The 25,091-nt window shown below is 60.5% G+C and carries 19 protein-coding genes; 9 read left to right on the top strand and 10 right to left on the bottom strand.

The annotated features are described in order from the left end of the window. Nucleotides 1-13: 13 nt before the first annotated feature. Nucleotides 14-1,240: a winged helix-turn-helix domain-containing protein gene (locus ACKUG4_RS19050; RefSeq protein WP_445434614.1), complete on the top strand. Its 1,227-nt coding sequence runs from the start codon at nucleotides 14-16 to the stop codon at nucleotides 1,238-1,240. 131 nt (nucleotides 1,241-1,371) lie between these two features. Here the strand turns inward: ACKUG4_RS19050 and ACKUG4_RS19045 are convergent, their stop codons facing one another. Beyond that, nucleotides 1,372-2,718: a class II 3-deoxy-7-phosphoheptulonate synthase gene (locus tag ACKUG4_RS19045; RefSeq protein ID WP_445434613.1), complete on the bottom strand. Its 1,347-nt coding sequence runs from the start codon at nucleotides 2,716-2,718 to the stop codon at nucleotides 1,372-1,374. A gap of 150 nt (nucleotides 2,719-2,868) precedes the next feature. Here ACKUG4_RS19045 and ACKUG4_RS19040 point away from each other — a divergent pair, with 150 nt between their 5' ends. After that, entirely contained in the window at nucleotides 2,869-3,624 is a 756-nt protein-coding gene (locus ACKUG4_RS19040; RefSeq protein ID WP_064598323.1) for a spermidine synthase, read from the top strand. Between the two features lie 3 nt (nucleotides 3,625-3,627). On the opposite strand, the gene ACKUG4_RS19035 is transcribed toward ACKUG4_RS19040, so the two are convergent. Continuing rightward, on the bottom strand, nucleotides 3,628-4,419 hold the full coding sequence (locus ACKUG4_RS19035) for a crotonase/enoyl-CoA hydratase family protein (protein WP_064598321.1): 792 nt from the start codon (nucleotides 4,417-4,419) through the stop codon (nucleotides 3,628-3,630). A gap of 422 nt (nucleotides 4,420-4,841) precedes the next feature. Here ACKUG4_RS19035 and ACKUG4_RS19030 point away from each other — a divergent pair, with 422 nt between their 5' ends. Continuing rightward, nucleotides 4,842-6,515, top strand: a complete 1,674-nt coding sequence (locus tag ACKUG4_RS19030; RefSeq protein ID WP_007955707.1) for a DEAD/DEAH box helicase — start codon at nucleotides 4,842-4,844, stop codon at nucleotides 6,513-6,515. Nucleotides 6,516-6,592: 77 nt separating this feature from the next. Here the strand turns inward: ACKUG4_RS19030 and ACKUG4_RS19025 are convergent, their stop codons facing one another. Beyond that, complete coding sequence (locus ACKUG4_RS19025; RefSeq protein ID WP_445434612.1) at nucleotides 6,593-7,360, bottom strand: DODA-type extradiol aromatic ring-opening family dioxygenase; 768 nt, start codon at nucleotides 7,358-7,360, stop codon at nucleotides 6,593-6,595. 102 nt (nucleotides 7,361-7,462) lie between these two features. Between ACKUG4_RS19025 and ACKUG4_RS19020 the strand changes: the two genes are divergently transcribed. Further along, nucleotides 7,463-8,116 (top strand): thiopurine S-methyltransferase, encoded by a 654-nt coding sequence (locus ACKUG4_RS19020; protein ID WP_236189892.1) that lies wholly within the window; start codon nucleotides 7,463-7,465, stop codon nucleotides 8,114-8,116. Nucleotides 8,117-8,175: 59 nt separating this feature from the next. On the opposite strand, the gene htpX is transcribed toward ACKUG4_RS19020, so the two are convergent. After that, complete coding sequence (gene htpX / locus ACKUG4_RS19015; protein ID WP_064598312.1) at nucleotides 8,176-9,063, bottom strand: protease HtpX; 888 nt, start codon at nucleotides 9,061-9,063, stop codon at nucleotides 8,176-8,178. 304 nt (nucleotides 9,064-9,367) lie between these two features. Next, complete coding sequence (locus tag ACKUG4_RS19010; protein WP_007955711.1) at nucleotides 9,368-10,579, bottom strand: pyridoxal phosphate-dependent aminotransferase; 1,212 nt, start codon at nucleotides 10,577-10,579, stop codon at nucleotides 9,368-9,370. A gap of 225 nt (nucleotides 10,580-10,804) precedes the next feature. Here ACKUG4_RS19010 and msrB point away from each other — a divergent pair, with 225 nt between their 5' ends. From msrB to ACKUG4_RS18995, 3 genes are all read left to right on the top strand, one after another. Beyond that, nucleotides 10,805-11,200 carry a peptide-methionine (R)-S-oxide reductase MsrB gene (msrB, locus tag ACKUG4_RS19005; RefSeq protein ID WP_064598308.1) on the top strand — a complete coding sequence of 132 codons (396 nt, stop codon included), beginning with the start codon at nucleotides 10,805-10,807 and terminating at the stop codon, nucleotides 11,198-11,200. A gap of 102 nt (nucleotides 11,201-11,302) precedes the next feature. Beyond that, nucleotides 11,303-11,788, top strand: coding sequence for a glutathione peroxidase (locus ACKUG4_RS19000; RefSeq protein ID WP_011335290.1), 486 nt, complete (start codon nucleotides 11,303-11,305; stop codon nucleotides 11,786-11,788). Continuing rightward, nucleotides 11,785-12,246, top strand: coding sequence for a MarR family winged helix-turn-helix transcriptional regulator (locus ACKUG4_RS18995; RefSeq protein ID WP_064598306.1), 462 nt, complete (start codon nucleotides 11,785-11,787; stop codon nucleotides 12,244-12,246). Before ACKUG4_RS19000 ends, ACKUG4_RS18995 begins: the two co-directional genes overlap by 4 nt. Here ACKUG4_RS18995 and ACKUG4_RS18990 read toward each other — a convergent pair. Then, a complete protein-coding gene (locus ACKUG4_RS18990; RefSeq protein WP_373874476.1) occupies nucleotides 12,230-14,593 on the bottom strand; it encodes a hybrid sensor histidine kinase/response regulator in 2,364 nt (787 codons plus the stop codon). The genes ACKUG4_RS18995 and ACKUG4_RS18990 overlap by 17 nt on opposite strands. 124 nt (nucleotides 14,594-14,717) lie before the next feature. Here ACKUG4_RS18990 and ACKUG4_RS18985 point away from each other — a divergent pair, with 124 nt between their 5' ends. Continuing rightward, nucleotides 14,718-15,608 (top strand): ATP-binding protein, encoded by an 891-nt coding sequence (locus ACKUG4_RS18985; protein ID WP_007955716.1) that lies wholly within the window; start codon nucleotides 14,718-14,720, stop codon nucleotides 15,606-15,608. Further along, entirely contained in the window at nucleotides 15,605-16,087 is a 483-nt protein-coding gene (gene msrC, locus ACKUG4_RS18980; protein WP_039770434.1) for a free L-methionine (R)-S-oxide reductase MsrC, read from the top strand. Before ACKUG4_RS18985 ends, msrC begins: the two co-directional genes overlap by 4 nt. Here msrC and ACKUG4_RS18975 read toward each other — a convergent pair whose 3' ends face one another. From ACKUG4_RS18975 to ACKUG4_RS18960, 4 genes are all read right to left on the bottom strand, one after another. Then, nucleotides 16,088-19,030 (bottom strand): HD domain-containing phosphohydrolase, encoded by a 2,943-nt coding sequence (locus tag ACKUG4_RS18975; RefSeq protein ID WP_445434611.1) that lies wholly within the window; start codon nucleotides 19,028-19,030, stop codon nucleotides 16,088-16,090. Nucleotides 19,031-19,079: 49 nt separating this feature from the next. Further along, nucleotides 19,080-22,724 carry a transporter substrate-binding domain-containing protein gene (locus tag ACKUG4_RS18970; protein ID WP_236189889.1) on the bottom strand — a complete coding sequence of 1,215 codons (3,645 nt, stop codon included), beginning with the start codon at nucleotides 22,722-22,724 and terminating at the stop codon, nucleotides 19,080-19,082. An 8-nt stretch (nucleotides 22,725-22,732) separates the two neighbouring features. Next, nucleotides 22,733-23,359 carry a response regulator transcription factor gene (locus tag ACKUG4_RS18965; protein WP_064598296.1) on the bottom strand — a complete coding sequence of 209 codons (627 nt, stop codon included), beginning with the start codon at nucleotides 23,357-23,359 and terminating at the stop codon, nucleotides 22,733-22,735. Nucleotides 23,360-23,706: 347 nt separating this feature from the next. Then, nucleotides 23,707-25,035, bottom strand: coding sequence for a deoxyguanosinetriphosphate triphosphohydrolase (locus ACKUG4_RS18960; RefSeq protein WP_064598294.1), 1,329 nt, complete (start codon nucleotides 25,033-25,035; stop codon nucleotides 23,707-23,709). Nucleotides 25,036-25,091 lie beyond the last annotated feature (56 nt).

Raw genomic sequence — 25,091 nt, 5'->3', positions numbered from 1 at the left:
CATGGAGGTACACATGCCCGCGACACTGTCCTTTTCCCTTAAACAGGCTCGACGTCTGGCACTGGCTGCCCAAGGGTTTCACGGGCGCCAGCCGCCGGCTGTCAAGGCGATGCACGTCAACCGGCTGATCGAACGCCTTGGCCTGTTGCAGATCGACTCCGTCAACGCTGTGGTGCGCTCGCACTACCTGCCGCTGTTCTCCCGTCTCGGTTCCTATTCTGCTGACTTGCTCGACCAGGCTGCCTGGAGTTCGGGGCGACGTCGTTCGCTGTTCGAATACTGGGGCCATGAAGCGTCGCTGCTGCCGTTGTCGATGTACCCGTTGATGGGCTGGCGCATGCAGCGGGCCAGGCGCGGTGAGGACATATATCAGCAACTGGCGCGGTTCGGTCGCGAGCAACAGGACACCATTCGCCGGGTGCTGGCGTCGGTCGAAGAGCAGGGCGCATTGGGCGCCGGCAGCCTTTCGACCCGCGAAGAAAAGGCCGGGCCGTGGTGGGACTGGAGCGCGGAAAAGCACGCGTTGGAATGGCTGTTTGCAGCTGGCGAAGTCACCGTCGCCGGACGCCGTGGCTTCGAGCGGTTATATGACTTGCCGGAACGGGTGATTCCGGCTTCCGTGCTGCAACAGCCATTGCCCGATGAAGCCGAGGCGCAGCGCGGTTTGCTGCTGCATGCAGCGCAGGCGCTGGGTGTCGGCACGGAAAAAGACCTGCGTGATTACTTCCGCCTGAATCCTTCCGATGCCCGCCCGCGTCTGGCTGAACTGGTCGAGGACGGGCAGCTGCTGACTTGCGAAGTCGCCGGATGGCGGCAGATCGCTTATTGCCTGCCCGAGCCGAAAATCCCTCGAAAAGTCGAAGCCAGCGCGCTGCTGTCACCTTTCGATTCACTGATCTGGGAGCGCAGCCGGACCGAGCGACTGTTCGATTTCCGCTATCGGCTGGAGATTTATACGCCGCAGGATAAACGTGTCTACGGCTATTACGTGTTGCCGTTCCTGCACAATGAACGGATTGCCGCGCGAGTTGACCTGCGCGCCGAACGAGCGGCGGGGCGCCTGGCAGTGCATGCGGTGCACGAGGAAAAAACCGGACTGGATGACGCGGGGATGCTGGCGCTGGCGCTGAACTTGCGGCGCATGGCGGACTGGTTGGGGCTTGAGCAGGTGCAGCTCAATTGTCAGCGGGAAAGCGCGGGTCGGCTCCGGATGGCTATGGTTCAGATTGGCTGCGACTGAACCGGCCTCATCGCTGGCAAGCCAGCTCCCACAGTGACCGAGTCGTTCACAAGCTAAATGTACGACATCGATCCTGTGGGGGCCGGGCTTGCCCGCGAAGAGGCCCGATCAAACAATGAAGGTTTCCGAACTCAGCGCCGAACCTGTTTCAGTGTCTCTGCGATCAAAAACGCCAGCTCCAGCGACTGATCGGCATTCATCCGTGGATCGCAGTGAGTGTGATAGCGATCCGACAAGCCATCTTCAGTGATTGGCCGCGCGCCACCGATGCACTCGGTGACGTTCTGCCCGGTCATCTCGATGTGGATGCCGCCAGCGTAGCTGCCTTCCGCTTCGTGGACCTGGAAGAACTGCTTCACCTCACCAAGGATTTGCGCGAAGTCGCGGGTCTTGTAGCCGCTGCTGGCCTTGATGGTGTTGCCGTGCATCGGGTCGGAACTCCACAGCACCTGCTTGCCTTCACGTTGCACCGCACGGATCAGCGCCGGCAGGTGATCGCCGACCTTGTTCGCGCCCATCCGCGCGATCAGGTTCAGACGGCCCGGATCGTTGTCCGGGTTGAGCACGTCGATCAGGCGGATCAGGTCGTCGGGGTTCATGCTCGGGCCGACTTTGACACCGATCGGGTTGTTCACCCCGCGCAGGAATTCGACGTGGGCGCCGTCGAGCTGACGGGTGCGGTCGCCGATCCACAGCATGTGCGCCGAGCAATCGTAGTAATCGTTGGTCAGGCTGTCGCGGCGCACGAAGGCTTCTTCGTAGTTCAGCAGCAGCGCTTCGTGGGCGGTGAAGAAACTGGTTTCGCGCAGTTGCGGCGAGCTGTCCATGCCGCAGGCGCGCATGAATGCCAGGGTTTCATCGATGCGGTCGGCGAGGTGGCTGTACTTTTCGGCCAGCGCCGAATTGGCGATGAAGTCCAGGTTCCACTTGTGCACCTGATGCAGGTCGGCAAAACCGCCCTGGGCGAAGGCGCGCAGCAGGTTGAGGGTGGCGGTGGACTGGTGATAGGACTGCAGCAGACGCTCCGGATCCGGTACGCGGCTGGCCGAGTCGAAACCGATGCCGTTGACGATGTCGCCCCGGTAGGCCGGCAGGGTCACGCCGTTGATGGTCTCGTCGTTGGCCGAGCGCGGCTTGGCGAACTGACCGGCCATGCGCCCGACCTTGACCACCGGGCAACCGGCGGCGAAGGTCATGACGATTGCCATTTGCAGCAGCACTTTGAAGGTGTCGCGAATCTTCGCGGCGGAGAACTCGGCGAAGCTTTCGGCGCAGTCGCCGCCTTGCAGCAGGAACGCCCGGCCCTGGGTGACTTCGGCAAACTGACGGCGCAGCTCGCGCGCTTCGCCGGCAAACACCAGCGGCGGATAGCTGGCCAGCGTCTGCTCGACCTGGCGCAGATGCGCGGCGTCGGGGTATTGGGGTTGTTGCTGGATCGGCAGGGCGCGCCAGCTGTCAGGGCTCCAGGGTTGGCTCATCACGGTCTCTAAGGTTCTACGCACGGACGGCCATGTTAGCAGCAATTAGTGCGTGACCTGCTCCCGCCGCTTCGCCGACAATCGCCGCTTTGCCACGGCACCGCAGCGGTGCCATCGCGTCACCGCGCCCGGTGACCACCAGGAGACGAAATGACTGAGGAGCGCGCCGAGCTGTTGCTCGCCGAGGTACAGGATGAGTTCGGCGTGATTCGCGTGCTGGAAGTGGCCGACTACCGCTTTCTGGAGTTCGGCGATGCCATCGAGCAAAGCTGTGTGTTTACCGCCGACCCGAGCTGGCTGGAGTACGACTACACCCGGGCGATGCTGATTGGCGCGTTGTGCCATGAGCAGCCGGAGAGCGCGCTGTTCCTCGGGCTGGGCGCGGGCACGCTGACCCAGGCCTGCCTCAAGTTCCTGCCGCTGGAAGATGTCGAAGCCATCGAGTTGCGCCCGGACGTGCCGCGTCTGGCCATCGAATACCTCGGGCTGGATGACGATCCACGGCTGTACATCCGCGTCGGTGATGCCCTCGAACTGCTGCCGACCGCTGAACCTGCGGATCTGATCTTCGTCGACCTGTACACCGATGTCGGCCCCGGCGCCGGGCACCTTGCGTGGAATTTCCTCGGGGACTGTCAGAAACGTCTGAATCCCGGTGGCTGGCTGGTGATCAACCAATGGGCCACCGACGACGGCAAACCGTTGGGCGCGGCGCTGTTGCGCGGGCTCTATCACCGGCATTACTGGGAACTGCCGGTGAAGGAGGGCAACGTGATTCTGATCGTGCCGGCGGATCTGGATCAGGTGCTGGACATGCAGGCGCTGACGGCACGGGCTGAAGCGCTGGCGCCGAAGCTGGGCTACTCGTTGCAGTCGTTGATCAACTGCATCCGTCCGGCGACCTGATCTTCAAAGGCCTTTGAAAACCCCTGGTCTGCGCTCCACCAGCGAGCGCACACCTTCCTTGGCATCTTCAGTGGCCAGCAACTTCTTCACCAGCGGCGGCAAGCTCTGCGCCGCTGCGGTCTCACCTTCGTAGCGTGCCTGCCGCGCTGACATCAGCGTCGCCTGTACGCCAAGCGGCGCCTGGCGGGCAATGCGCTCGGCCAGTTCGATGGCGCGTGGCAGCAAATCTTCAGTGGCCATGATTTCCTGCACCAGCCCCAGGCGTAGCGCATCGTGGGCATCGAATTCGTCGCCGGTCAGCAGCCAGCGCATCGCGTTGCCCCAACCGGCGATCTGATGAAAGCGTAGCGTCGCACCGCCGAACGGAAAGATCCCACGCTGCACTTCCATCTGGGCGAAGCGGGTGTTGCTGGCGCACAGGTTGATGTCAGCAGCGAGCATCAGCTCGATGCCGATGGTCAGGCAATAACCCTGCGCAGCGACGATCACCGGTTTGCTGACCCGCGGCCCGACGAACACGCCCCATGGATCGCAACCACCGGGCGGCACCTGCCAGCCTTGGGCGAGGGCGGAACTGGCGTTGACCAGATCGAGCCCGGCGGTGAAATGCTCGCCATGCCCGAACACCACCGCCACCCGTGCGTCACTGTCGGCCTCGAATTCGCCGTAGGCCAGGGCCAGGTCGTTGAGCAGGTCGAGGTCGAAGGCATTGCGCTTGGCGGCGCGGTCCAGGCCGATCAAATGCACGTGACCGTGACGCGCACGGCTCACGCGGCCGGGGCAGGGCTGATTCATGGGTGTTTCCTCGCAGGGGAAGAAAGGGTGCAGCGACCAGATGCCGCACATCGGTGAATCGTTTAAGCGCCATCGCCCGCAGGGCCGGGGTCTTTGAAAAATAGACCTTTGCCCGATTATCCGCAAAACCCCGTTACATAGCGGTGACAACTGCATTTCGCCGATAAAAAAAGCTCCCTTTTTGGGCAAATTCCGGTATAGTGCGCGCCGGCCTTTAACCGGGCCGCGTTTAGGTAGCGCAATTCCCCGAAGTCAGCTTCGGCTGCACGTCCGCACTGCGGGCTCTTCCTTGACGATTCTTTTTCATTCATTCGTTTTCGCAAATCCCCGCCGACAAAGCTGCCAGGGCGACTCTTGAGTCTCAACACGGCATGTGCAGCTTTGGAGCATGGGTCTTTGCGGATGCACTTAGAGGCAGACCCATGACCCAGGAAATCGGCGGCTTCGCCGCTCTTGAACTTCATCCCAATATTGTCGCTGCAGTAGTCGCTACCGGCTATGAAGAGCCTTCGGCCATTCAGCAGCAGTCGATCCCGATCATCCTCGCCGGTCACGATATGATTGGTCAGGCGCAAACCGGTACCGGTAAAACCGCTGCCTTTGCCCTGCCTATTCTGCACCGCATTGATCCGTCCAAGCGCGAGCCGCAAGCTCTGATCCTGGCCCCAACTCGTGAGTTGGCGCTACAAGTTGCAACCGCTTTCGAAACCTACGCCAAGCAAATGCCGGGCGTGACTGTTGTGGCTGTCTACGGCGGCGCGCCGATGGGCCCACAATTGAAAGCAATCCGTAATGGCGCACAGATCGTTGTCGCCACTCCGGGCCGTCTGTGCGACCACCTGCGTCGCGACGAAAAAGTACTGCAGACCGTGAACCACCTGGTTCTCGACGAAGCAGACGAAATGCTCAAACTGGGCTTCATGGACGACCTCGAAGTCATCTTCAAGGCCATGCCGGAAACCCGTCAGACCGTATTGTTCTCGGCGACCCTGCCGCAATCGATCCGTGCCATCGCCGAGCGTCACCTGCGCGATCCAAAGCACGTGAAGATCCAGAGCAAGACCCAGACCGTTACCGCGATCGAACAGGCTCACCTGTTGGTTCACGCTGACCAGAAGACCTCTGCCGTTCTCAGCTTGCTGGAAGTGGAAGATTTCGACGCTCTGATCATGTTCGTGCGCACCAAGCAAGCGACCCTGGATCTGGCCAGCGCCCTCGACGCCAAAGGCTACAAAGCCGCCGCGTTGAACGGCGACATCGCCCAGAACCAGCGTGAGCGCGTGATCGACTCGCTCAAGGATGGCCGTCTGGACATCGTTGTGGCGACCGACGTTGCCGCCCGTGGTCTGGACGTTCCGCGCATCACCCACGTGTTCAACGTGGACATGCCGTACGATCCGGAATCCTACGTGCACCGTATCGGCCGTACCGGCCGTGCCGGTCGCGAAGGTCGCGCGCTGCTGCTGGTGACGCCACGTGAGCGCCGCATGCTGCAGGTAATCGAGCGTGTAACCGGTCAGAAAGTTGCCGAAGTGCGTCTGCCGGACGCTCAGGCCGTTCTCGATGCCCGCATCAAGAAACTGACCAACAGCCTGTCGCCGCTGGTGGCTGACGCCGAATCGACCCACGGTGATCTGCTGGATCGCCTGACCGCCGACATCGGTTGCACACCGCGTGCCCTGGCTGCCGCACTGCTGCGCAAGGCTACCAATGGTCAGGCGTTGAACCTGGCAGCGATCGAGAAGGAACGTCCACTGGTGCCGAACAGCGCGCCGCGTGGCGACCGTCCTGAGCGTTCCGGTGATCGTCCGGACCGTGGTGATCGTGAGCGTCGTGCGCCAATGCCTTTGGGCGAAGGCCGTGCCCGTTGCCGTACCGCGCTGGGCGCGCGTGACGGTATCGCGGCGAAAAACCTGCTGGGCGCCATCCTCAACGAAGGTGGTCTGGCACGTGAAGCCATCGGTCGCATTCAGGTGCGTGACAGCTTCAGCCTCGTCGAGCTGCCGGAAGATGGTCTGGACAAACTCCTGACCAAGCTGAAGGACACTCGCGTTGCCGGTAAGCAGTTGAAGCTGCGTCGCTACCGCGAAGATTGATCCGCCCTTGGGCTGATTGATCGAACATAAAAAATCCCCGACTGGTTCGGGGATTTTTTTTGCCTGCGATTTGGGCATCAGCCGAAGCGGTAGATGTCCATGCCCAGCGCACCCATGGTGAAGCCTTGATGGGCAATTCTGAAATCACCGCCGGCACCTCGGGCGAAGTACAGCGGCAACAGGTGCTCGTCGCTTGGATGGTTGCGTGCTGCGTTCGGTGCCTGCTGGCGGTAATCGTGCAGGGCGGCTTCGTCGTTGGCGGCCAGTTTGTCGACTATCCAGTCGCGGAAATCCCGGGCCCACGGCTCGACACTCTCCGGGCCGGCGTGCCAGTCCAGTTCTCGTAGGTTGTGGGTGATGCTGCCGGAGCCGATCAACAGAATGCCCTGTTCGCGCAGCCTGGTCAGCGCCTGACCGACGCGGTTCTGCAGCGCCGGACCGCCACGACTCGGTAGAGAAACCTGCACCACTGGGATGTCAGCTTGCGGGTACATCAGCGACAGCGGCACCCACACACCGTGATCGAGCGGTCGTTGTGGGTCGAGGCGTGCCGGCAGGTCGTTGGCGGTCAGCAGATCGGCAACCTCACGAGCCAGTTGCGGATCGCCCGGGGCCGGATACTGCACTTCAAACAGCGCGCGGGGGAAACCGCCGAAGTCGTGCCAGGTTTCCGGTTGCGGATGGCTGCTGACCAGCAGCTCATGGCTTTCCCAGTGGGCGGAAACGATCACGATGGCTTTCGGGCGTGGCAGTTCGGCCGCCAACCGGGCCAGGGCCGGGCCGCTGGCGCCGGGCTCCAGTGCCAGCATGGGCGAACCGTGGGAGATAAACAGGCTGGGAAACATGGAAGGGTTCCTGAGCGTTAAGATGGTTCATCTTCAGTCAGTTCATTGATCTAATTCCAATATAAGTTTTAACGCCTTTTGATCGAATTCTTAGGAGGATGCATGCGGCCGGAGTTTTGGCACAAGAAGTGGGAATCGAACCAGATCGGCTTTCACCAGCCGGAGGTGAACCCGTATTTGCAGCGGCACTGGCCCGATCTGGCCATCCCGGCGCAGGCGCGTGTGTTGGTGCCGTTGTGTGGGAAAAGCCTGGATCTGCTGTGGCTTGCCGGGCGTGGGCATCGGGTGCTCGGCGTCGAGCTGTCGGAGAAGGCCGTGGAAGACTTCTTCCGTGAGCAGCAATTGCAGCCGCAGGTGAGCGAGCAGGGCGACTTCAAGGTTTATCGCGCTGACGCGATCGAGTTGTGGTGCGGGGATTTTTTTTCGCTGACTGCGGCTGACGTAGCGGGTTGCACCGCGCTGTATGACCGTGCGGCAGTGATTGCCTTGCCGCAAGCGATGCGCGAGCGTTATGCAGCGCACTTGCAGGGTCTTTTGCCGACATGCCGAGGGCTGTTGGTGACGCTGGATTACGATCAGTCACAGATGGCGGGGCCACCATTTTCCGTAGACGATGCCGAAGTGCAGCGTTTGCTGGGCAGTACCTGGCGTGTCGAGATGCTGGAGGAGCAGGATGTGCTCGGTGACAGCTGGAAGTTCGTACAAGCCGGCGTAACTCGGCTGGAAGAGCGGGTTTACCGGATTTGCGGGGAGTAGTCGACAGGCAAAAAAAGGCCCGCATCACTGCGGGCCTTTTGGTTGGTGCGCCGGTTTGATCAACCGCGACGACGCAGGGCGTCGATACGCTCTTCCAGCGGCGGGTGGCTCATGAACATGCGAGCAAACCCCTGTTTGATACCGCCGTTGATGCCGAAGGCATTCAGGGTGTCAGGCATGTGCACCGGCAGGCCCTGTTCGGCGCGCAAGCGTTGCAAGGCGTTGATCATCGCCCCCGTACCGGCCAGGCGGGCGCCGGCATCGTCGGCACGGAACTCGCGTTTGCGCGAGAACCACATCACGATTGCGCTGGCCAGAATGCCCAGCACCAGCTCGGCGAAGATGGTCGCGATGTAGTAGGCCATGCCCTGGCCTTCTTCGTTCTTGAAAATCACCTTGTCGACGAAGTTGCCGATGATCCGCGCGAAGAACATCACGAAGGTGTTTACCACGCCCTGGATCAGCGCCAGGGTGACCATGTCGCCGTTGGCCACGTGGCCGATCTCGTGGGCCAGCACGGCCCGCACTTCATCTTCCTTGAAACGCTCGAGCAAGCCCTGGCTGACCGCGACCAGTGCGTCGTTCTTGTTCCAGCCGGTGGCGAAGGCGTTGGCTTCATAGGCCGGGAAAATCCCGACTTCGGGCATCTTGATCCCGGCTTCCCGGGACAGTTGCTCGACGGTTTGCAGCAGCCATTGTTCGTGGCGAGTACGTGGCTGGGTGATGATCTGGGTGCTGGTGCTCATCTTCGCCATCCACTTGGAGATGAACAGCGAGAACAGGGAACCGGCGAAACCAAAGACTGCACAGAAAACCAGCAGCTGATTGAGGTTGAGATCAACCCCGTTGGCCGCCATGAACCCGTTGAACCCGAAAAGGCTCAAGGTGATGCTGGCTATCAGCACGACCGCCAGGTTAGTGGCCAAAAACAGCAGAATGCGCATCATGGTTGTAGAAATCTCCTCAAGCTAAAGATGTAGCGTACTGCGGGGTATATAAGGTGCGGCACCTGGCGATTCAACCGAGTGACTATTTCAAACTGTGTCCTACACCGGATTCGCCCTGCCATGGGACATTTCCCACCGGTGAAGTCGCTATGGATGACAGGCACGCACCACCCGCCCTGATTGCGTCAGGCACGCATGATTGGTATGAATCGCAAGTGTAGAAGGTGCTGGAGGAGGGGCGCAGCAGAAGTGTTGCTGAATCAGACAGTGCGCAACGTTCGGGCCGTTGCGCACCGAGCGCCGGTTACTGGCGGTAGGACTTGAGGAAGTTGCCGATGCGACCGATGGCCATGTCCAGGTCATCGACCCGCGGCAGGGTCACCACACGGAAGTGGTCAGGCCACGGCCAATTGAACGCCGTACCTTGCACCACCAGCAGCTTCTCGGAGAGCAGCAGATCGAGCACGAATTTTTCGTCGTTATGGATCGGGCAGACTTTCGGGTCAATCTTCGGGAATGCGTACAGCGCGCCCATCGGCTTCACGCAGCTCACGCCGGGGATGTCGTTGAGCAACTCCCAGGTGCGGTTACGTTGCTCCAGCAAACGGCCTTGCGGCAGTACCAGATCGTTGATGCTCTGATAGCCGCCCAAGGCGGTCTGGATCGCATGCTGGCTTGGCACGTTGGCGCACAGGCGCATATTGGCCAGCATGTCGATGCCTTCGATGTAGCTGTGAGCGTTGTGTTTCGGCCCGGAGATGGCGATCCAACCGGAGCGGAAACCGGCCACGCGATATGATTTGGACAGACCGTTGAAGGTCAGGCACAGCAGATCCGGGGCCAGGGATGCGGTGCAGATGTGCACGGCGTCGTCGTAGAGGATCTTGTCGTAGATCTCGTCGGAGAACACCACCAGGTTGTGCTGACGGGCCAGCTCGAGCATGCCCAGCAGCACTTCCTTCGAATACACCGCGCCAGTCGGGTTGTTCGGGTTGATGATCACCATCGCCTTGGTGTTCGGGGTGATTTTCGCCTTGATGTCGGCCAGGTCCGGGAACCAGTCGGCGCCTTCGTCGCACAGGTAATGCACCGCGTTACCACCGGCCAGGCTCACGGCAGCGGTCCACAGCGGGTAGTCCGGCGCCGGCACCAGCACTTCGTCACCGTTGTTGAGCAGCGCTTGCAACGACATTACGATCAGCTCGGACACGCCGTTGCCCAGGTAGATGTCTTCGATGCCGACACCTTCGACCTGCTTCTGCTGGTAGTACTGCATCACCGCCTTGCGCGCGCTGAACAGGCCTTTGGAATCGCTGTAGCCCTGGGCGGTCGGCAGGTTGCGGATCACATCCTGGAGAATTTCGTCCGGCGCCTCGAAACCAAAGGGTGCCGGGTTGCCGATGTTCAGCTTGAGGATGCGATGGCCTTCCTCTTCCAGGCGTTTGGCGTGCTTGAGCACCGGGCCGCGAATGTCGTAGCAGACGTTGGCGAGCTTGTTCGATTTGCTGAACTGCATGGCGATGTGATCCCGAAAATGAACGATCCAGGCGGCGGGTGGACAACCGTGCTGGGAATCCTGCGTCTTCACACAGGCAAGTGTCTTGAGCGGCGGTTTCCAACAATCCGTTTGAATGCGCAGGAACCCGCTGCCAGACTGGCGTGTGACGAGGCGCAATCATACGTGCCGCCCGATCCGTGGAAAAGGTACAGATCGGGCTTTTTCAGCCGCTGAGGTGTGATGATGGAAAAGATTGAAAAGACCCTGGAAGAATGGCGGGCGATGCTCGACCCCGAGCAGTTCAACGTGTGCCGCCTGAGCGCCACCGAGCGGCCGTTCTCCGGCAAGTACAACGCCACCAAGACCGATGGCGTCTACCACTGCATCTGCTGCAATGAGCCGCTGTTCGACTCCAGGACCAAATTCGACTCCGGTTGCGGATGGCCAAGCTTCTACGCGCCGATCGGCGACAACGCGATGACCGAAATCCGTGACACCAGCCACGGCATGATCCGCACCGAAGTGAAATGCGCCAAGTGCGATGCACACCTTGGCCACGTGTTCCCGGACGGTCCGCCGCCGACCGGCCTGCGTTACTGCATCAACTCGGTGTGCCTGGACCTGGTGCCGCGCGAGTAACCGATACGGGCGATCCTCGGGTCGCCTTTCGGATAATTAAATTGCACACAATTCAATTGCTCGCTATTTTTGCCGTCTACCCATTTCTCAAGAGTGCGCACCATGAGCGATAACCTGCTGAACATTCCGTGCACCACCATCAAGGGCGAGCAGAAGACCCTCGCCGATTTCGCCGGCAAGGCGGTTCTGGTGGTCAATACCGCCAGCAAATGCGGTTTCACGCCGCAGTACAAAGGCCTTGAGGAGCTGTGGCAGACCTACAAGGATCAGGGCCTGGTGGTGCTGGGCTTCCCGTGCAACCAGTTCGGCAAGCAGGAGCCGGGCAACGAGGGCGCCATCAGCGAGTTCTGCGAACTGAACTACGGCGTCAGCTTCCCGCTGTTCAAGAAGATCGAAGTCAATGGGACCGGTGCGCACCCGCTGTTTGTGCAATTGAAGAAACGCGCGCCGGGCGTGCTGGGCTCCCAGGGCATCAAGTGGAACTTCACCAAATTCCTGATCGGCAAGGACGGCCAGTTGGTCAAGCGTTTCGCCCCGGCCACCAAGCCGCAGGATTTGAGCCGCGAGATCGAAGCCCTGCTCAAATGAACAACCTGTCCGCCGATTCGCTGAGGCTCGACAGCCAACTGTGCTTCAAGTTGTATGCCGCATCGCGGGCGGTGATCCGTGGCTACAAGCCGATGCTTGATCGGCTTGGCCTGACCTACCCGCAATACCTGGCGATGCTGGTGTTGTGGGAATGGCAGCAAACCGCGCCGGAGCAACCGACCGTCAAGGCGCTGGGTGAGCGGTTGGCACTGGACTCAGGAACGCTGACGCCGCTGCTCAAGCGTCTGGAGCAACTTGAACTGGTTCAGCGTCAACGCTCGGCCCGTGACGAGCGCGAGGTTCATCTGAGCCTTACTCCACAAGGGCAGGCGCTGCGTGAACAGGTCGGGCCATTGAAGGCGCAGCTGTTGTGCGAGAGCGGGCTGGATCTGGACCGGCTCAACGAGTTGCGTGAGGGACTCGATCACCTGCTGGGCCAGATCAAAGCGTTGTCGTAGTTGGTATCCACTGATCCAGCAGCGCCGCCAGCTCTTCACGGCGAAACGGCTTGGCCAGGTAGTCGCTCATGCCCGCCGCCCGGCAGCGCTCCCGTTCCTCGGACATCGCGTTGGCGGTCAGGGCGACAATCGGCAAGTGCGGCCAGCGACCGCTCTGGCGGATCTGGCGGCTGGCTTCGTAGCCGTCCATCACTGGCATGTTGCAGTCCATCAGCACCAGATCGAACTCGTCGTGTTCCAGCTGATCCAGTGCCTCCACTCCATGGGCGGCAACCACGACATCGCACCCCAGTTTGCCCAGCATGCCCTTGGCCACCAACTGGTTGACCGGGTTGTCTTCCACCAGCAGCACCCGACCGCGCCGCTGCGACGGCACGCTCTCAAGGCGTGCACGGTCGATGGTGGTGAGGTCCGGCAACAGCGTCCGACGCAGATTCTGATACAGCGCGTTGCGAGCCAGCGGTCGGGCCTGCTGCTGCAACGGGGCGAGGGCCGCGGCTTCTTCACCCGGCAAGAAGCTGCCGTAGGCGGTCACCAGCAGAATCGGCGCCGTCATCACCGGGCGCAGGCCGAACAGGCATTCGGGGCAATCGGTGATGATGACGTCGGGGGACAGACCGAGCAGCGGATCGTCGAGGGTTCGCTGCTCGTAGGTCAGCCCCCAGACCGGCAGCAGGCTTTCCAGCAGTTCCGCCAGCCCGCTGACCGCGTTGGTGATCGCCAGCACCTTGCCGTGCAACGGTGGCGGAATCACCGCGCGGGTGTGGCAGGGCAGTGGCAGTTCGGCGCAGAACTGGCTGCCGAAACCCACTTCGGAACTGATCGTCAGACGTCCCTGCATGGCTTCGCACAGGTTGTAGGTCAGCGCCAGACCGAGCCCGGTGCCGCCGTACTGACGAGTGATGCCGGCCCCCGCCTGGGTGAACGGCTGGAAAATCTTCACCTGGGCTTCCTGGGCGATACCGATGCCGGTGTCGCAGACTTCGATTCGAACGCCGTCCTTCCAGGTGGACAGACGCACATCGACCCGACCGAAGCGGGTGAATTTCAGCGCATTGGACAGCAGGTTGCTGACGATCTGCCTGACCCGGGTCGGATCGCCGAGCACCAGCGCCGGAAAGTATGGATCGATCAGGCATGTCAGCTCGACGCTCGGTGCCGCGTTTTGTGACAGCAGGTTGGCGGTGTCTTCGATCAGTGAACCGAGATCGAAGGGAATGTGTTCGAGTTCAAGTTGCCCTGCATCGAATTTGGACAGGTCGAGAATGTCGTTGAGCAGCTCCACCAGCACTTTGCCCGAGTCGTGGGCGATGGACAGTTGCTGCTGCTGTTCGGCATTCAGCGGGCCGTCGAGCGAGAGGGCGATCATCCCCAGCAGGCCGTTGAGCGGAGTGCGGATCTCGTGGCTCATGTTGGCGAGAAATGCCGAGCGTGCCTCGGCCATGTCCAGCGCCGTACTGCGAGCCACTTCAAGCTCCTGGTTGGACTGGCTGAGTCGTGCATTGATCGCCTTGAGCTCTGCGGTACGCGCCGACACGATGTCTTCGAGTTGTGCGAGGTATTCAGTGAGGCGGTTTTCCGCATTGCGTCGCTGCTGGATTTCCGTGGCGATGTTCTCGAACTGCTGGTTGGCGACCTTGACCAGCACGCCGATCTCGTCATTGGCATGCCCGGCTGGACATTCCAGGGTGGTCGGCTCGGCGCTGCGCGGGTCGCGACCGCTGAGTTCGCGGATTACCCGTACCAGCGGTTTGGTCAGCATCACATAGAACAGCGCGAGCAGAATTCCGGTGAGAATCAGGCTGCGGGCGAAGCCGTTGAGCAACGTGACCTCGGCACGGCGCAGGAAGCGGCTGCCGAACGCGTAGGTGTCGACTTCCAGTTTCAGGGTGCCTAGGGATTCGTTGGGCAAGTGATCGAGATAGAGGCGGTCTTCAAACTGACGTTTGGCGCCGAACAGGAAGTCGCTGATCATCCGGTAGCCGCTTTGCAGCTCCGGCCGTTTGACGTTGGCCAGCACCGTCTGATTGTTGTCGGTCAGTTGCGCCGAGATGATCGCTGGCGAGCGCAGCAGGCCCAGGGTCAGTTCTTGCGCCAGTTCGGCGTCGATGTTGTAGGCGATGCGCGAGGCCGGGTTATGACTGATTTCCAGCAACGACAGGATTTCACGGTTGATGGACGCGTCTTCACTGGCATAATCGATGCCGATTTGCAGCAGGCTGAGCAGCGTGCCCAGAATGAACCCGACCAGCACGGTAAGCCGGGCCTGTTTGTACGACAGCCGGTGGGTGAATTTGATATCCATGGGGTGTTGAACCACTTCCGTTTCCCTTCGCTGCTCAAGCATAGTCGATCATGCACGGATTCCGGGGTTCCCGAAGCGCCTTGTAACAAGGCCTGGGACAGGTTTCGAACGCTGTCTGTCGTCGCTGCACCGCCATCATTACTGTGAACGAGCCCGAGGAGAAGACGTGGATTCCCGATTGAATGCTTTTCTTGAGCGCGCCGAGTCGGTTCTGGCGCGGATCGAACCACTGCTGCCGGCGCCACGCCCGGTCATCGATTGGGGCACCTGCCTTGCCGCTCGCTGGCAACGTGACGGTCGCAGCGGTTATCTGCTGCCGCTGGAAGTCAGCCTCGACATGCGCCTGTCGGACCTGATCGGCGTCGACCGGCAGCTGGAGCAACTGGGCCGCAACACTCAGCAATTTCTCGACGGTATGCCGGCCAACCATGCGCTGCTGTGGGGTTCGCGCGGTACCGGTAAATCGTCGCTGGTGCGCGCGTTGCTGGCTGAACACGCCAAGGCCGGTTTGCGTCTGATCGAAATCGAGCGTGATCACCTGGCGGACCTGCCACGGGTGGTGGAGCAGATCGCCAAGCTGCCGCAACGTTTTGTGCTGTTCTGCGATGACCTGTCGTTCGAGTCCGGCGAAGGCGACTACCGCGTGCTGAAAAGTGTGCTGGACGGCTCGCTCGAACAGGCGCCAGACAACGTGTTGTTGTACGCCACCTCCAACCGCCGCCATCTGGTGCCGGAGAAGGAAAGCGACAACGAAAACTGGAAGCGCGTCGATGGCGAACTGCATCCGAGCGAAGCGGTGGAAGACAAGATCGCGCTGTCGGATCGCTTCGGCCTGTGGCTGTCGTTCTATCCGTTTACCCAGGAACATTTCCTCAACGTCGTCGAGCACTGGATCGGCCAGTTGGCCGCCAAGGCCGGCCTGAGCTGGGAACGCGACGAACAACTGGACATCCTCGCCGTGCGCTGGGCAACCGGCCGCGGCAACCGCAACGGACGTTGCGCCTACCAATTCGCCCGTTATTGGGTGGGACTGAAATTGTTGGAGCACAAGGCATGATTGATTTGCAGCAGAGCGGCCAGGGCCTCGAAGGCTATGGCATGTTGGCCGCGCAACTGGAGTCGCTGCTGGCGGACGAGCGCGATTTCATCGCCAACGCCGCGCAGTTTTCGGCGTTCCTGTTCAACCAGCTCGATGACCTGAACTGGGCCGGTTTCTACCTCAATCGCAATGAAGAGCTGGTGCTCGGCCCGTTCCAGGGCCAGATCGCCTGCGTGCGCATTCCGTTCGGTCGGGGCGTTTGCGGCGCGGCGGCTGCCAGCCTGCAGACGCAGCGGGTCGAAGACGTTCATGCGTTCCCCGGCCATATCGCCTGCGACAGCGCGTCGAACAGCGAACTGGTGGTCCCGTTGGTCAAGGACGGTCGCCTGATCGGTGTGCTCGACCTCGACAGCCCGAAGCTCGCGCGTTTTGGTACGGACGATCAGGCCGGTATCGAACAACTGGCGGCGATCTTCCTGCGTCTGACCGATTGCTGATCACGTCGTCAGGCCTGCCTTGAGCAGCACGGCCGCCGGATCCACGGCATCGATCTGCCGTGGATCGAGAAAACGCGTGGCGTATTGCAGATACACGCCATCGCGAATGAACAGCTCGAACAGCTCGGCATCGATGTGCGCGTCGCGGCACATGGTGGCCATGATCCCCAGTGCTTCGCTCAGGGACTTGGCCTTTTTGTACGGGCGATCGGCGGCGGTCAGCGCTTCGAAGATGTCGGCAATCGCCATCATGCGCGCCGGCAGGCTCATGTCTTCGCGCTTCAGGCGCTTGGGATAACCGGTGCCGTCCATTTTTTCGTGATGCCCGCCGGCGATTTCCGCGACGCTGTTCAGATGTCCGGGGAAGGGCAGGTGACTGAGCATCAGGATTGTCTGCACCATGTGGTGGTTGATGATGTAGCGTTCTTCGCGGGTCAGGGTGCCCCGGGGGATGCAGAGGTTGTACAGCTCGCCGCGATTGTATTTGTAGGGCGGCACGTCGAGTTTGAAACCCCACGGATTGTCTTCCGGGATCAGCTCGCTTTCGGCGCGCTCCAGCAGATGTTCGGGCTTGTCCGCCAGCAGCGGTTCGGTGACCGGCAGAGTCGGTGCCGGGGTGCGTGCCTGACGCCGGTTCTCCTCCCATGACAGGCCCAAGCGATCATCCAGCGTGCGCGTCCAGGTGCGTTGCGCGATGCCTTGCAGACGTTGCAGGTCAACCTCGAGCATGGTTTCACTGCCCAGATTGCAGCGGGCGACGAACGCAAAATCATCATCCAGTGCTTTCAGGGTGGCCTCGCGTAGACCGGCCAGTTGCTGTTCTTCACCGCCCAACGCCAGGGCTTGCCAATAGTTGATCCAGGCGTCGCGCTTGAGCACTTCGAAGCGGGTGCGGATTTCGTGAAGGCGATCGTTCAGGGTCTCCAGCTTGGTGGCTTTGTCGACCACGTATTCCGGGGTCGTGACCTTGCCGCAGTCGTGCAGCCATGCAGCGATGTGCAAGGCTTCCCATTCGTCTTCGCTCGGCTGGTAATCGCTGAAGGCCGGGGCCTGACTGGCTGCAGCGGCACGGGCGAGCATCAGGGTCAGTTCCGGCACGCGCTGGCAATGCCCGCCGGTATAAGGACTCTTGGCATCAATGGCGCCGGCCAGCAGTTGAATGAACGCATCCAGCAGTTGTTTCTGTCTGGCTTGCAGGCGTTGACTCTCGATACTCACCGCGGCCGCCCCGGACACCGCTTGCAGAAAGGCGATGCGATCTGGCCGGAGTTTTTCCAGGTCACTCGGCGTGCCGCCATCGTTGATCAACAGCACCAGCAGGCCGACGGTTTCGTTGTGCCGGTTATGCAGACGGATTCCAACCAAATGCACCCTCGGCGAACCCATGGCCAGCAGCACTTTCTGCAGGTCGGTGGCCTGTTCGAAACCCAGGTTGCTCACGACCGTGTCGGCGTTGGCCAGTTGCCGGAACCATTCGGGGCTTTGCGAGGCTTCTAGACTGCGGCTTTGCAGATCGAATGTCGCCAACGGTTGAGACGAGTCTGCGACCACCAGGCCGTAGGGCTCCATGCGATTGCCATCGTTTTCACGCAGATAAATCAGCCCCGCCTGGGCCTGGGCGATCTGCACTGTCTCGAACAGTACCCGTTGCAGCAGCGGGTCGAAGCGGGTTTCGGCGGTCAGGCTGTCAGTGATGCGAAAGAAACTGGCCAGGGTGTCTTTCATGCGAGCCATCGACAGGCTCAACTGGTCAATCTCCAGCACCAGCGATCGGCGGGTCACCGGGAAATTGAAGTCGAAGCTGCGAATTGCATCGGCTTCCTTGACCAAGGCATGCAAGGGCGTCACCAGTACCCGCGAGATCAGCCAGCCCAGCGGCAGACATAGCAGCAAGGTAGCCAGCGTGATGAGCGCTCCTTGCCAGCGCAGGCGATAGGCATCGACCAGCAGTTCGTCTTCGGGCACCAGTAAAGCCATCTGTAAACCTTTCGGTCCGCCTTCCTGCAGCTGGCTGCGGGCGACGATCCATTGTCGGCCGTCTACTTCGAGCCGATTGCCCTGGTGCCCGGACAACAAGGTGTGCAAGGCGGGGCTCAAATCGGCAGCCTTGGCCAGGCGCGCCGTGCGGTCATCGACGATCAGCCGGCGGCTGTCGGGGTAAGCCACGGCGTTGCCGTCGGCGTCGAACAGGACGATTTCCGTGGCCGGTGTCACCACGTGTTTGATCAGGGTCGCGGAGAGTGCATCAAGGGTCAGGTCGGCGCCGATCACGGCGTACTCGCCGCTGCGTCGGGCCAGCGTCGTGCCAACGTTGTGGGTGGAGAAAAAGACGTAGGGTTCGGTGGTGATCTGTTCGGCCTGCTGCCGTGCGTTGATGTACCACGCCCGGCTGCGAGGATCATAAGGATCATCGGGGTGGTCCTGTCGGCCGACCGGGGACAGTGCCTGGTCGAAGAACAGTGACTGTGAATGTGTCTGACCGCTGGCGTCATGTTCGATGCTCCAGACTTGAAACGCTGCTGCGTCCGGTGCCTTGAGCAGGGTTTTCAGCGCTGACGTGCGCAACGGACGAACCATGAAAAAATCGCCATTGCCATAACCCAGATACAGCGAGGCCAGATCCGGGTTGTTCGTCAGGGATTGACTGAACGGCTTGAGCAGCGCCATGCGCGATTCGAGGTTGAAAGATCCGGCGGCGGGGGTCTCTGCCAGCAGGCTCAGCAGGTGCCGGATCGGTGCATAAGTGGCCTGCAGGTCGAGACGTACATCCTGTTCGATCCGGCTGAACAGCTTTTCACTGCTCGACAGAATGATGTGTGTGGTCTGGTGGTAGTTGAACAAGCCCAGCACCACCCCGGTGAGCAACAGCAGAAAGGTGAACATGACGCTGATGTGTACATGCAGCGGAAACCGGCGTCTTTCCGGGCGCAGTGGGCTGGGCATTGCAGACTCTCCGTGTAGGTTAAGCACACTGCTCAGCCTTCAAGCATAGTTAAGCCCCGGCCATTTTGCTTTTGGCGATCCGCGCCAGTTGCTGTTCCAGTGCCTGCTCCAGTTCCAGGATAGCGAGGCGACTGGCCTGGCAATGACGCTCGATTTCTTCCCACGGCAGTGCTTGCAGACAAGCCTGCTCAAGCGCATCGCAGCAGTCGATCAGACGCGAGGCCTGGGCAATGCGTGCGGCACCTTTGATCTTGTGTGCGATGACGGCCAGCGCGGAGGGATCCCGGGTGAGGGACAGTGCTTGTAACTCCTGCCGATCGAGGCGACTGCTGTTGAGCAGTTCTGCCAGCAGTCGGTGGGTTTGCGAGGGGTTGTCACCGGTCAGCTGCGCCAGCCCCTGCAAGTTGAACGCCGGTGCACGAAATAGCGGCTGAACACCGTTGACCCATTGGCTCAGGCTGTTGAGGCTCAGGGGTTTGAACAGGCATTCGTTCATGCCTGCCTGTTTGCAGCGCAGGATCTCTTCCGGCTGGGCATTGGCGGTGAATCCCAGCACTGTGCAGGCCGGGCGACTGGTAAGCTTTTCGTGCTGACGAATCGCCCGGGTCAGCTCATAACCGTTCATGACGGGCATGTTGCAATCGGCGATGACCAGATCGAATTCGCCGTTCTTCCATTGTTCCAGCCCGCGCTGGCCATCTTCGGCGATACAGAATCGATGGCCGAGGTATTCCAGTTGCTGGCACATCAGCAGTCGATTGGCCGGATGGTCATCGACCACCAGAACCGTCAACGGAATCAGGGATGTCTGAATCTGTGGTTCATCTTCAGCTCTCGCCACTTGGGCAGGCAGAATGGTCACCGGTAGCGATACCCGAACCTGGGTGCCAATTCCGGGCAGGCTGCTCAATCGCAGTTTTCCACCCATCATTTCGCACAGGTTGCGGCTGATGACCAGCCCGAGCCCCGCGCCGCTGACGGTTCGTTGCCCATCCTGGCCGGCCTGGGCAAAAGGTTCGAACAACCGCAACTGATCCTGCGTCGTGATCCCGATGCCACTGTCCTGTACGGTCAGCTGCACCATCGAGCCTTCGCTATCATCCGTGGGCAGAACATCCAGTGTGATTCTGACCTGTCCTGCCTCGGTGAACTTGATCGCATTGCTGATCAGGTTCGACAGCACCTGTTTGAAGCGCAGAGGATCGAGTTCCACATCGACATTCAGTTCAGGAGGCGAGACGGACACTGTCAGTGACAGCTGTTTCTGCCGGGCGAGCCCTTCGAAGATTCGCACCACCGAACCCACGGTGTCGATCAGGTTGATTCGCTCGGGATTCAGGCTCAGTCGCCCGGATTCGATGCGGGCAATGTCCAGAATGTCACCGATCAGGCCCAGCAGATCCCTGGCCGAATGGTAGGCCGTTTCGATGCCGGAGCGGTCCGGGTGGGTATGATCCATGCGTTTGAGCGTCAGCTCGAGCATGCCGATCACTGCGTTCATCGGCGTGCGGATCTCGTGACTCATGGTTGCCAGAAACGTACTCTTGGCCCGGTTGGCTTCGTCTGCCCGTTCCTTGGCCGCGCGAAGTTCATCGAGCAGTTCGCGGCGTTCGCTGATGTCGATCCAGCCGCCGATGATCCCCTGGACTTCGCCGCTGGAGTCCCGGTACGGCAGGATCCAGTGATAGATCGTCAGTCGTCGGTTGCCTATATGCAACGGCCGGTCGAGCACCAGTGGTTTGCCTTCGGTCACTACCCGCTGATAGTCGGCCTGATACGCCTGTGCCTCGAAAGCGTTGTTCAGTGCTCCCTGCATGACATCTTTGCCGATGACGTCTTCGCGCCGGGCATTGAAGGCCTGAAGATAACTGTCATTGCAGCTTTGCAGCAGGCCCTGTCGGTCACGCACGTAGATTGGGTGGGGCGTCCCGTTGACCAGTGAACCCATGAACTCCAGTTGGTCGTTCAAGGCCCGTTCGGCCGATTTGCGTTGTTTGATCTGGCGCCGCATGTAGGCATTCCAGAGCAACGACAGCAACAACAGCAGGCAGGCGCCGCCGATCAACTGAAAGAAGAAACGCTGGTATTGATGCCAGGTGCCTTGCGAAATGTTTGAGTAGCCCCGCCAGCGACCATTGATGATGCCCAGTTCTTCGGGTGTGATGCTCATCAGCGTCTTGTCGATGATCGAGCCCAGTTCCGTGTTGTCCCGGGCAGTCGCCAGAGAGAACGCTGCCTGCCGGGTGCCGATGGTGGTGGTGATCTGCAGGGGATGTTCGAAGGTTCGCGAGGCAATGAAGTAGTTTGCGATGACGAGGGAATTCACTGCGCCTTCGACCTGACCTTCGTCGAGCAGCGCCACTGCACTGAAGGTGTCCGGCGTTTCGATCAGATGGATGCGTGGAAACTCGCTGCGCAGGTATTCGATCATCGGATTGCCCTGAGCAATCGCCAGGCGCTTGCGTTTGAGTTGACCCAGGTGAGTAGGGCTGTCGGCGGCTTTTCGGGTCAGCAGTACGTATGAATTTTCCAGGTAGGGACGACTGAACTTCAGGGTTTCCTCGCGCTGGGCAGTAGGGAGCAAGGCTGCGATCAGGTCAGCCTGGTGGTGTTCGACCTGTTTGACCATTTCGGCGTCGCTGCGGCTGCGACGGATTTCGAAGCGCAGTCCGGTGCGCAGACGGATGAGTTCCAGCAAGTCGGCGCTGATGCCGCGAAAGTTGCCGTCACTGTCAAAAAACGTCAGGGGCGCGAAAGCCTCGTTGACGACCACGCTCAGCACCGGATGTTTTTTCAGCCACTGCTCTTCACGTTTGGTCAGTTGCAGCCTCTGGTCGGTCAGAAGTACGTCGCTGCCCACGCTCCACCGTTTGGCGATATTTTCGCGCTCGCTGCCCGGCACGGCCTTTAGCGCAGTATTGATGATGGCGAGCAGCTGTGGATTGTTGCGATGTACGGCGAAGCTGAAACCGTGAGCCTCATGCTTGCCGAAACTGGCCATGCGGATGTTGTTCAGGTAACCCTTGTTGATCATGTAGTGGGTGGAAATGGTGTCGCCGAGAAACACGTCCGCCTGGTCGAACGCGACTGCGTTGATTGCGTTCTGGTAGGACGGATAAGAGGTGATGAGGGCCTTGGGATACATGGCCTTGACATCATCCAGCGGCAGGTAGTGATACAGCATGCTGAGTCGCAGGCCTGCCAGACCTTCGGTCAGCGTGCGGGTTTCGCCCTCACGTGTCACAAGGACCGGTTGATCGATGGCGTAAGGCCTGGACAGTACTATTTCGGCGTTTCCTGCCTCGAATCCGTTGGCAGTGCCGAGCATGTCGATCTGGCCGTCGATCAATGCCCGTATGGCGACCTCCCGCGTGGCGAAGCGTTTGACCCTGATCGGCAGACCGGTCGCCTGACCAATCAGTACTGCGTAATCCGCCGTGTAGCCTTCGTAGTCTTGTCCGCTGGCCGTCATGTCGAAGGGAGGATAGTCTGGCGCGGAAGTCCCCAGAACCAGCTCATTGCGAGTGTGCAGCCACGCCACTTGCGATGGATCGAACAAGGCCTGCACCGTCGGTTCGGTCGAGCGACCGAGCAGGGTGAAATCTTGCGAGGTGGGTGATGCGGCTGTTGCAGAGGTGCAGAAACCCAGGCATGCACTCAATGCAATCAGGAGACTCACTAAACGGCTGGGCATGTTGGCTCTCACACGAGTGCGTTACGTTTGGCCATTTCGATAAGTTCTACGAGAGACTTGGCCTTCAGTTTTTGCATCAGTCGTTTTTTATAAGTGCTTACTGTTTTGTTGCTGAGAAACATGCCTTTGGCAATTTCCTTGTTTGTGCGGCCTTGGGCGAAAAGTTGCAAAACCATGAGTTCCCGATCATTGACTGATTTGAAAAGTTCCAGCTCGGCATAACGCACGTCATCATGACGAACAGGGTTCAAAGCCTGGCTGGGAAAGTAGTTGTAACCGGAAAGGACCGCTTTGATCGCACTGACCAGTTCACTCAGGTCTTCCTGCTTGCACACGTAACCCGATGCACCCGACTGCATACAGCGAATGCCGAACAGGGTCGGGCATTGCGCAGTCAGTACCAGTGTCTTGAATGGTGAGCTCATGGCGTTGAAGCGGGCCAGGACTTCCAGGCCATCGAGCTTGGGAATGCTGATGTCGAGAACGATCAGGTCGGGCATGCATTCGCGAATCATCTGCATGGCATCGACACCGTTATCGGTTTCTCCGACGACTTTATAACCTTCATGCTCCAGCAGCATTCGAACGGCGAGGCGGATGACCGGGTGATCGTCGACAATAAAAACGGAGTTCATAATCAAATCCCATACGAGCGCAAATAAAGGGCGAACCTTAGCTCAGTTGCATGAACACTCGCATGAACCGACAGGGTATTAGCAGCAATCTAGGATAAGTCCTACAAATAAAGAAGAATCAGACTACGTGTTAACTAGGTTTGGCGTAGGTAGACGCGTGAGATGTTCGATGGCTGGACTTGATGAAGTTTACGGCGCACGGAAAAATTTATCGGGTAAAGGCTTTCAATGATTGTTGTTAGTTGATTTCAGGTTTTATTTTCAGCCCTGCCGACTGCACAGACTTTGGAAGAGGTTCAGTCGTCGGCGCCCGACCGATCCATTGCGGATCGGTCGGGCAGCAGACGTCAATGGCTGGAACGTCCGGTCATTTCCAGCGCCATGTCACTGGCGTAGCTGTCGGTCATGCCGGCGATGAAGTCGATCATGCGCAGGAACGATGCGTGCAGCGGACCGCGCGGATCCGGTGCATTGTTGCCCAACAGGTCGAGGATCCGGCGGCTCTTGAAGGACGGCGTGCGGCCGTTGTGCTGTTCCAGGGCGGCACCGCAGAAGGCGTTGAGCAGGATCTCCAGGGTCGTGTAGGCGCCGATCTCATGCAACGTCTTGCGCTTGTCCTGGAAGATTTTCTTGCGGGCGATGTCCTTGGCGTTCAACACGCAACGTTTGGCCGGACCGTGCATGTGTTCCACCAGATCCCCCGGCAGCGTACCGGCCAGCAGTGCGTCCTGTTGTTCGACGAAAGCCCGGGCGGCGGCGTTGGTCAGGTGCTCGATGGCTTTGCCGCGCAGGATCGCCAGTTTGCGCCGACGCGAATCCTGCGGGCCGAGCTGGCGGTAGGTTTCCGGCAGGTCATCGCCCACCAGACCGAGCAGCAGAGACTCGACTTCGGCGTAATCGAGCAGCTCCATTTCCAGGCCATCTTCCAGATCGATCAAGGCGTAACAGATGTCGTCCGCCGCCTCCATCAGATACACCAGCGGATGGCGCGCCCAGCGCTGTTCTTCGAGTTGCGGCAGCCCCAGTTTGTGGGCGATCTGTTCGAGCAACGGCAGTTCGCTCTGGTAGCAGCCGAATTTGTGCTTTTTGTAACCGAGGGAGTCGGCGTGACGGGCTGTCCAAGGGTATTTCAGATAGGTCCCGAGTGTGGCGTAGGTCAGCCGGGTACCGCCGTCGAACTGGTGATACTCCAGTTGCGTGAGTACCCGGAAGCCTTGGGCGTTGCCTTCGAAGTTCAGGAAATCCCCTCGTTCGGCATCGCTCATCGCATCCAGCCAGCCGCGGCCCGCAGCCTGCTGGAACCAGTGACGGATCGCGTCTTCGCCGGAATGGCCGAACGGCGGGTTGCCGATGTCGTGTGCCAGACAGGCCGATTGAACCACCATGCCCAGATCGCTCGGATCGCACCATTCAGGCAAGGCGCGACGCAGGGTTTCGCCGACGCGCATGCCCAGAGAGCGGCCGACGCAACTGACTTCCAGCGAGTGGGTCAGGCGGGTGTGAATGTGGTCGTTGCTCGACACCGGATGCACCTGGGTCTTGCGCCCCAGACGGCGGAAGGCGCCGGAGAAGATAATGCGGTCATGGTCTTTATGGAACGGGCTGCGGCCAAGTTCCTGCGGGCTGTGCAACGGTTTGCCGAGACGTTCGCGGTTGAGCAGGGTATGCCAATCCAAGGCTGATTCTCTCCGTCTGGTGACTGATTCCCTAGCTTCCCGGTTCAGGCTGGCAT

Origin of the sequence: Candidatus Pseudomonas auctus, from assembly GCF_048654275.1 — a bacterium.
GTDB classification, from domain to species: Bacteria; Pseudomonadota; Gammaproteobacteria; order Pseudomonadales; family Pseudomonadaceae; genus Aquipseudomonas; species Aquipseudomonas pharyngis.
This window is presented reverse-complemented; position numbering and strand designations above follow the sequence as displayed.

Bases quoted from the DNA above. Each gene is read 5' to 3' on its own strand.
- ACKUG4_RS19050 (WP_445434614.1), top strand. From the start codon at position 14: ATGCCCGCGACACTGTCCTTTTCCCTTAAACAGGCTCGACGTCTGGCA.
- ACKUG4_RS19045 (WP_445434613.1), bottom strand. From the start codon at position 2,718: ATGAGCCAACCCTGGAGCCCTGACAGCTGGCGCGCCCTGCCGATCCAG.
- ACKUG4_RS19040 (WP_064598323.1), top strand. From the start codon at position 2,869: ATGACTGAGGAGCGCGCCGAGCTGTTGCTCGCCGAGGTACAGGATGAG.
- ACKUG4_RS19035 (WP_064598321.1), bottom strand. From the start codon at position 4,419: ATGAATCAGCCCTGCCCCGGCCGCGTGAGCCGTGCGCGTCACGGTCAC.
- ACKUG4_RS19030 (WP_007955707.1), top strand. From the start codon at position 4,842: ATGACCCAGGAAATCGGCGGCTTCGCCGCTCTTGAACTTCATCCCAAT.
- ACKUG4_RS19025 (WP_445434612.1), bottom strand. From the start codon at position 7,360: ATGTTTCCCAGCCTGTTTATCTCCCACGGTTCGCCCATGCTGGCACTG.
- ACKUG4_RS19020 (WP_236189892.1), top strand. From the start codon at position 7,463: ATGCGGCCGGAGTTTTGGCACAAGAAGTGGGAATCGAACCAGATCGGC.
- htpX (WP_064598312.1), bottom strand. From the start codon at position 9,063: ATGATGCGCATTCTGCTGTTTTTGGCCACTAACCTGGCGGTCGTGCTG.
- ACKUG4_RS19010 (WP_007955711.1), bottom strand. From the start codon at position 10,579: ATGCAGTTCAGCAAATCGAACAAGCTCGCCAACGTCTGCTACGACATT.
- msrB (WP_064598308.1), top strand. From the start codon at position 10,805: ATGGAAAAGATTGAAAAGACCCTGGAAGAATGGCGGGCGATGCTCGAC.
- ACKUG4_RS19000 (WP_011335290.1), top strand. From the start codon at position 11,303: ATGAGCGATAACCTGCTGAACATTCCGTGCACCACCATCAAGGGCGAG.
- ACKUG4_RS18995 (WP_064598306.1), top strand. From the start codon at position 11,785: ATGAACAACCTGTCCGCCGATTCGCTGAGGCTCGACAGCCAACTGTGC.
- ACKUG4_RS18990 (WP_373874476.1), bottom strand. From the start codon at position 14,593: ATGCTTGAGCAGCGAAGGGAAACGGAAGTGGTTCAACACCCCATGGAT.
- msrC (WP_039770434.1), top strand. From the start codon at position 15,605: ATGATTGATTTGCAGCAGAGCGGCCAGGGCCTCGAAGGCTATGGCATG.
- ACKUG4_RS18975 (WP_445434611.1), bottom strand. From the start codon at position 19,030: ATGCCCAGCCCACTGCGCCCGGAAAGACGCCGGTTTCCGCTGCATGTA.
- ACKUG4_RS18970 (WP_236189889.1), bottom strand. From the start codon at position 22,724: ATGCCCAGCCGTTTAGTGAGTCTCCTGATTGCATTGAGTGCATGCCTG.
- ACKUG4_RS18965 (WP_064598296.1), bottom strand. From the start codon at position 23,359: ATGAACTCCGTTTTTATTGTCGACGATCACCCGGTCATCCGCCTCGCC.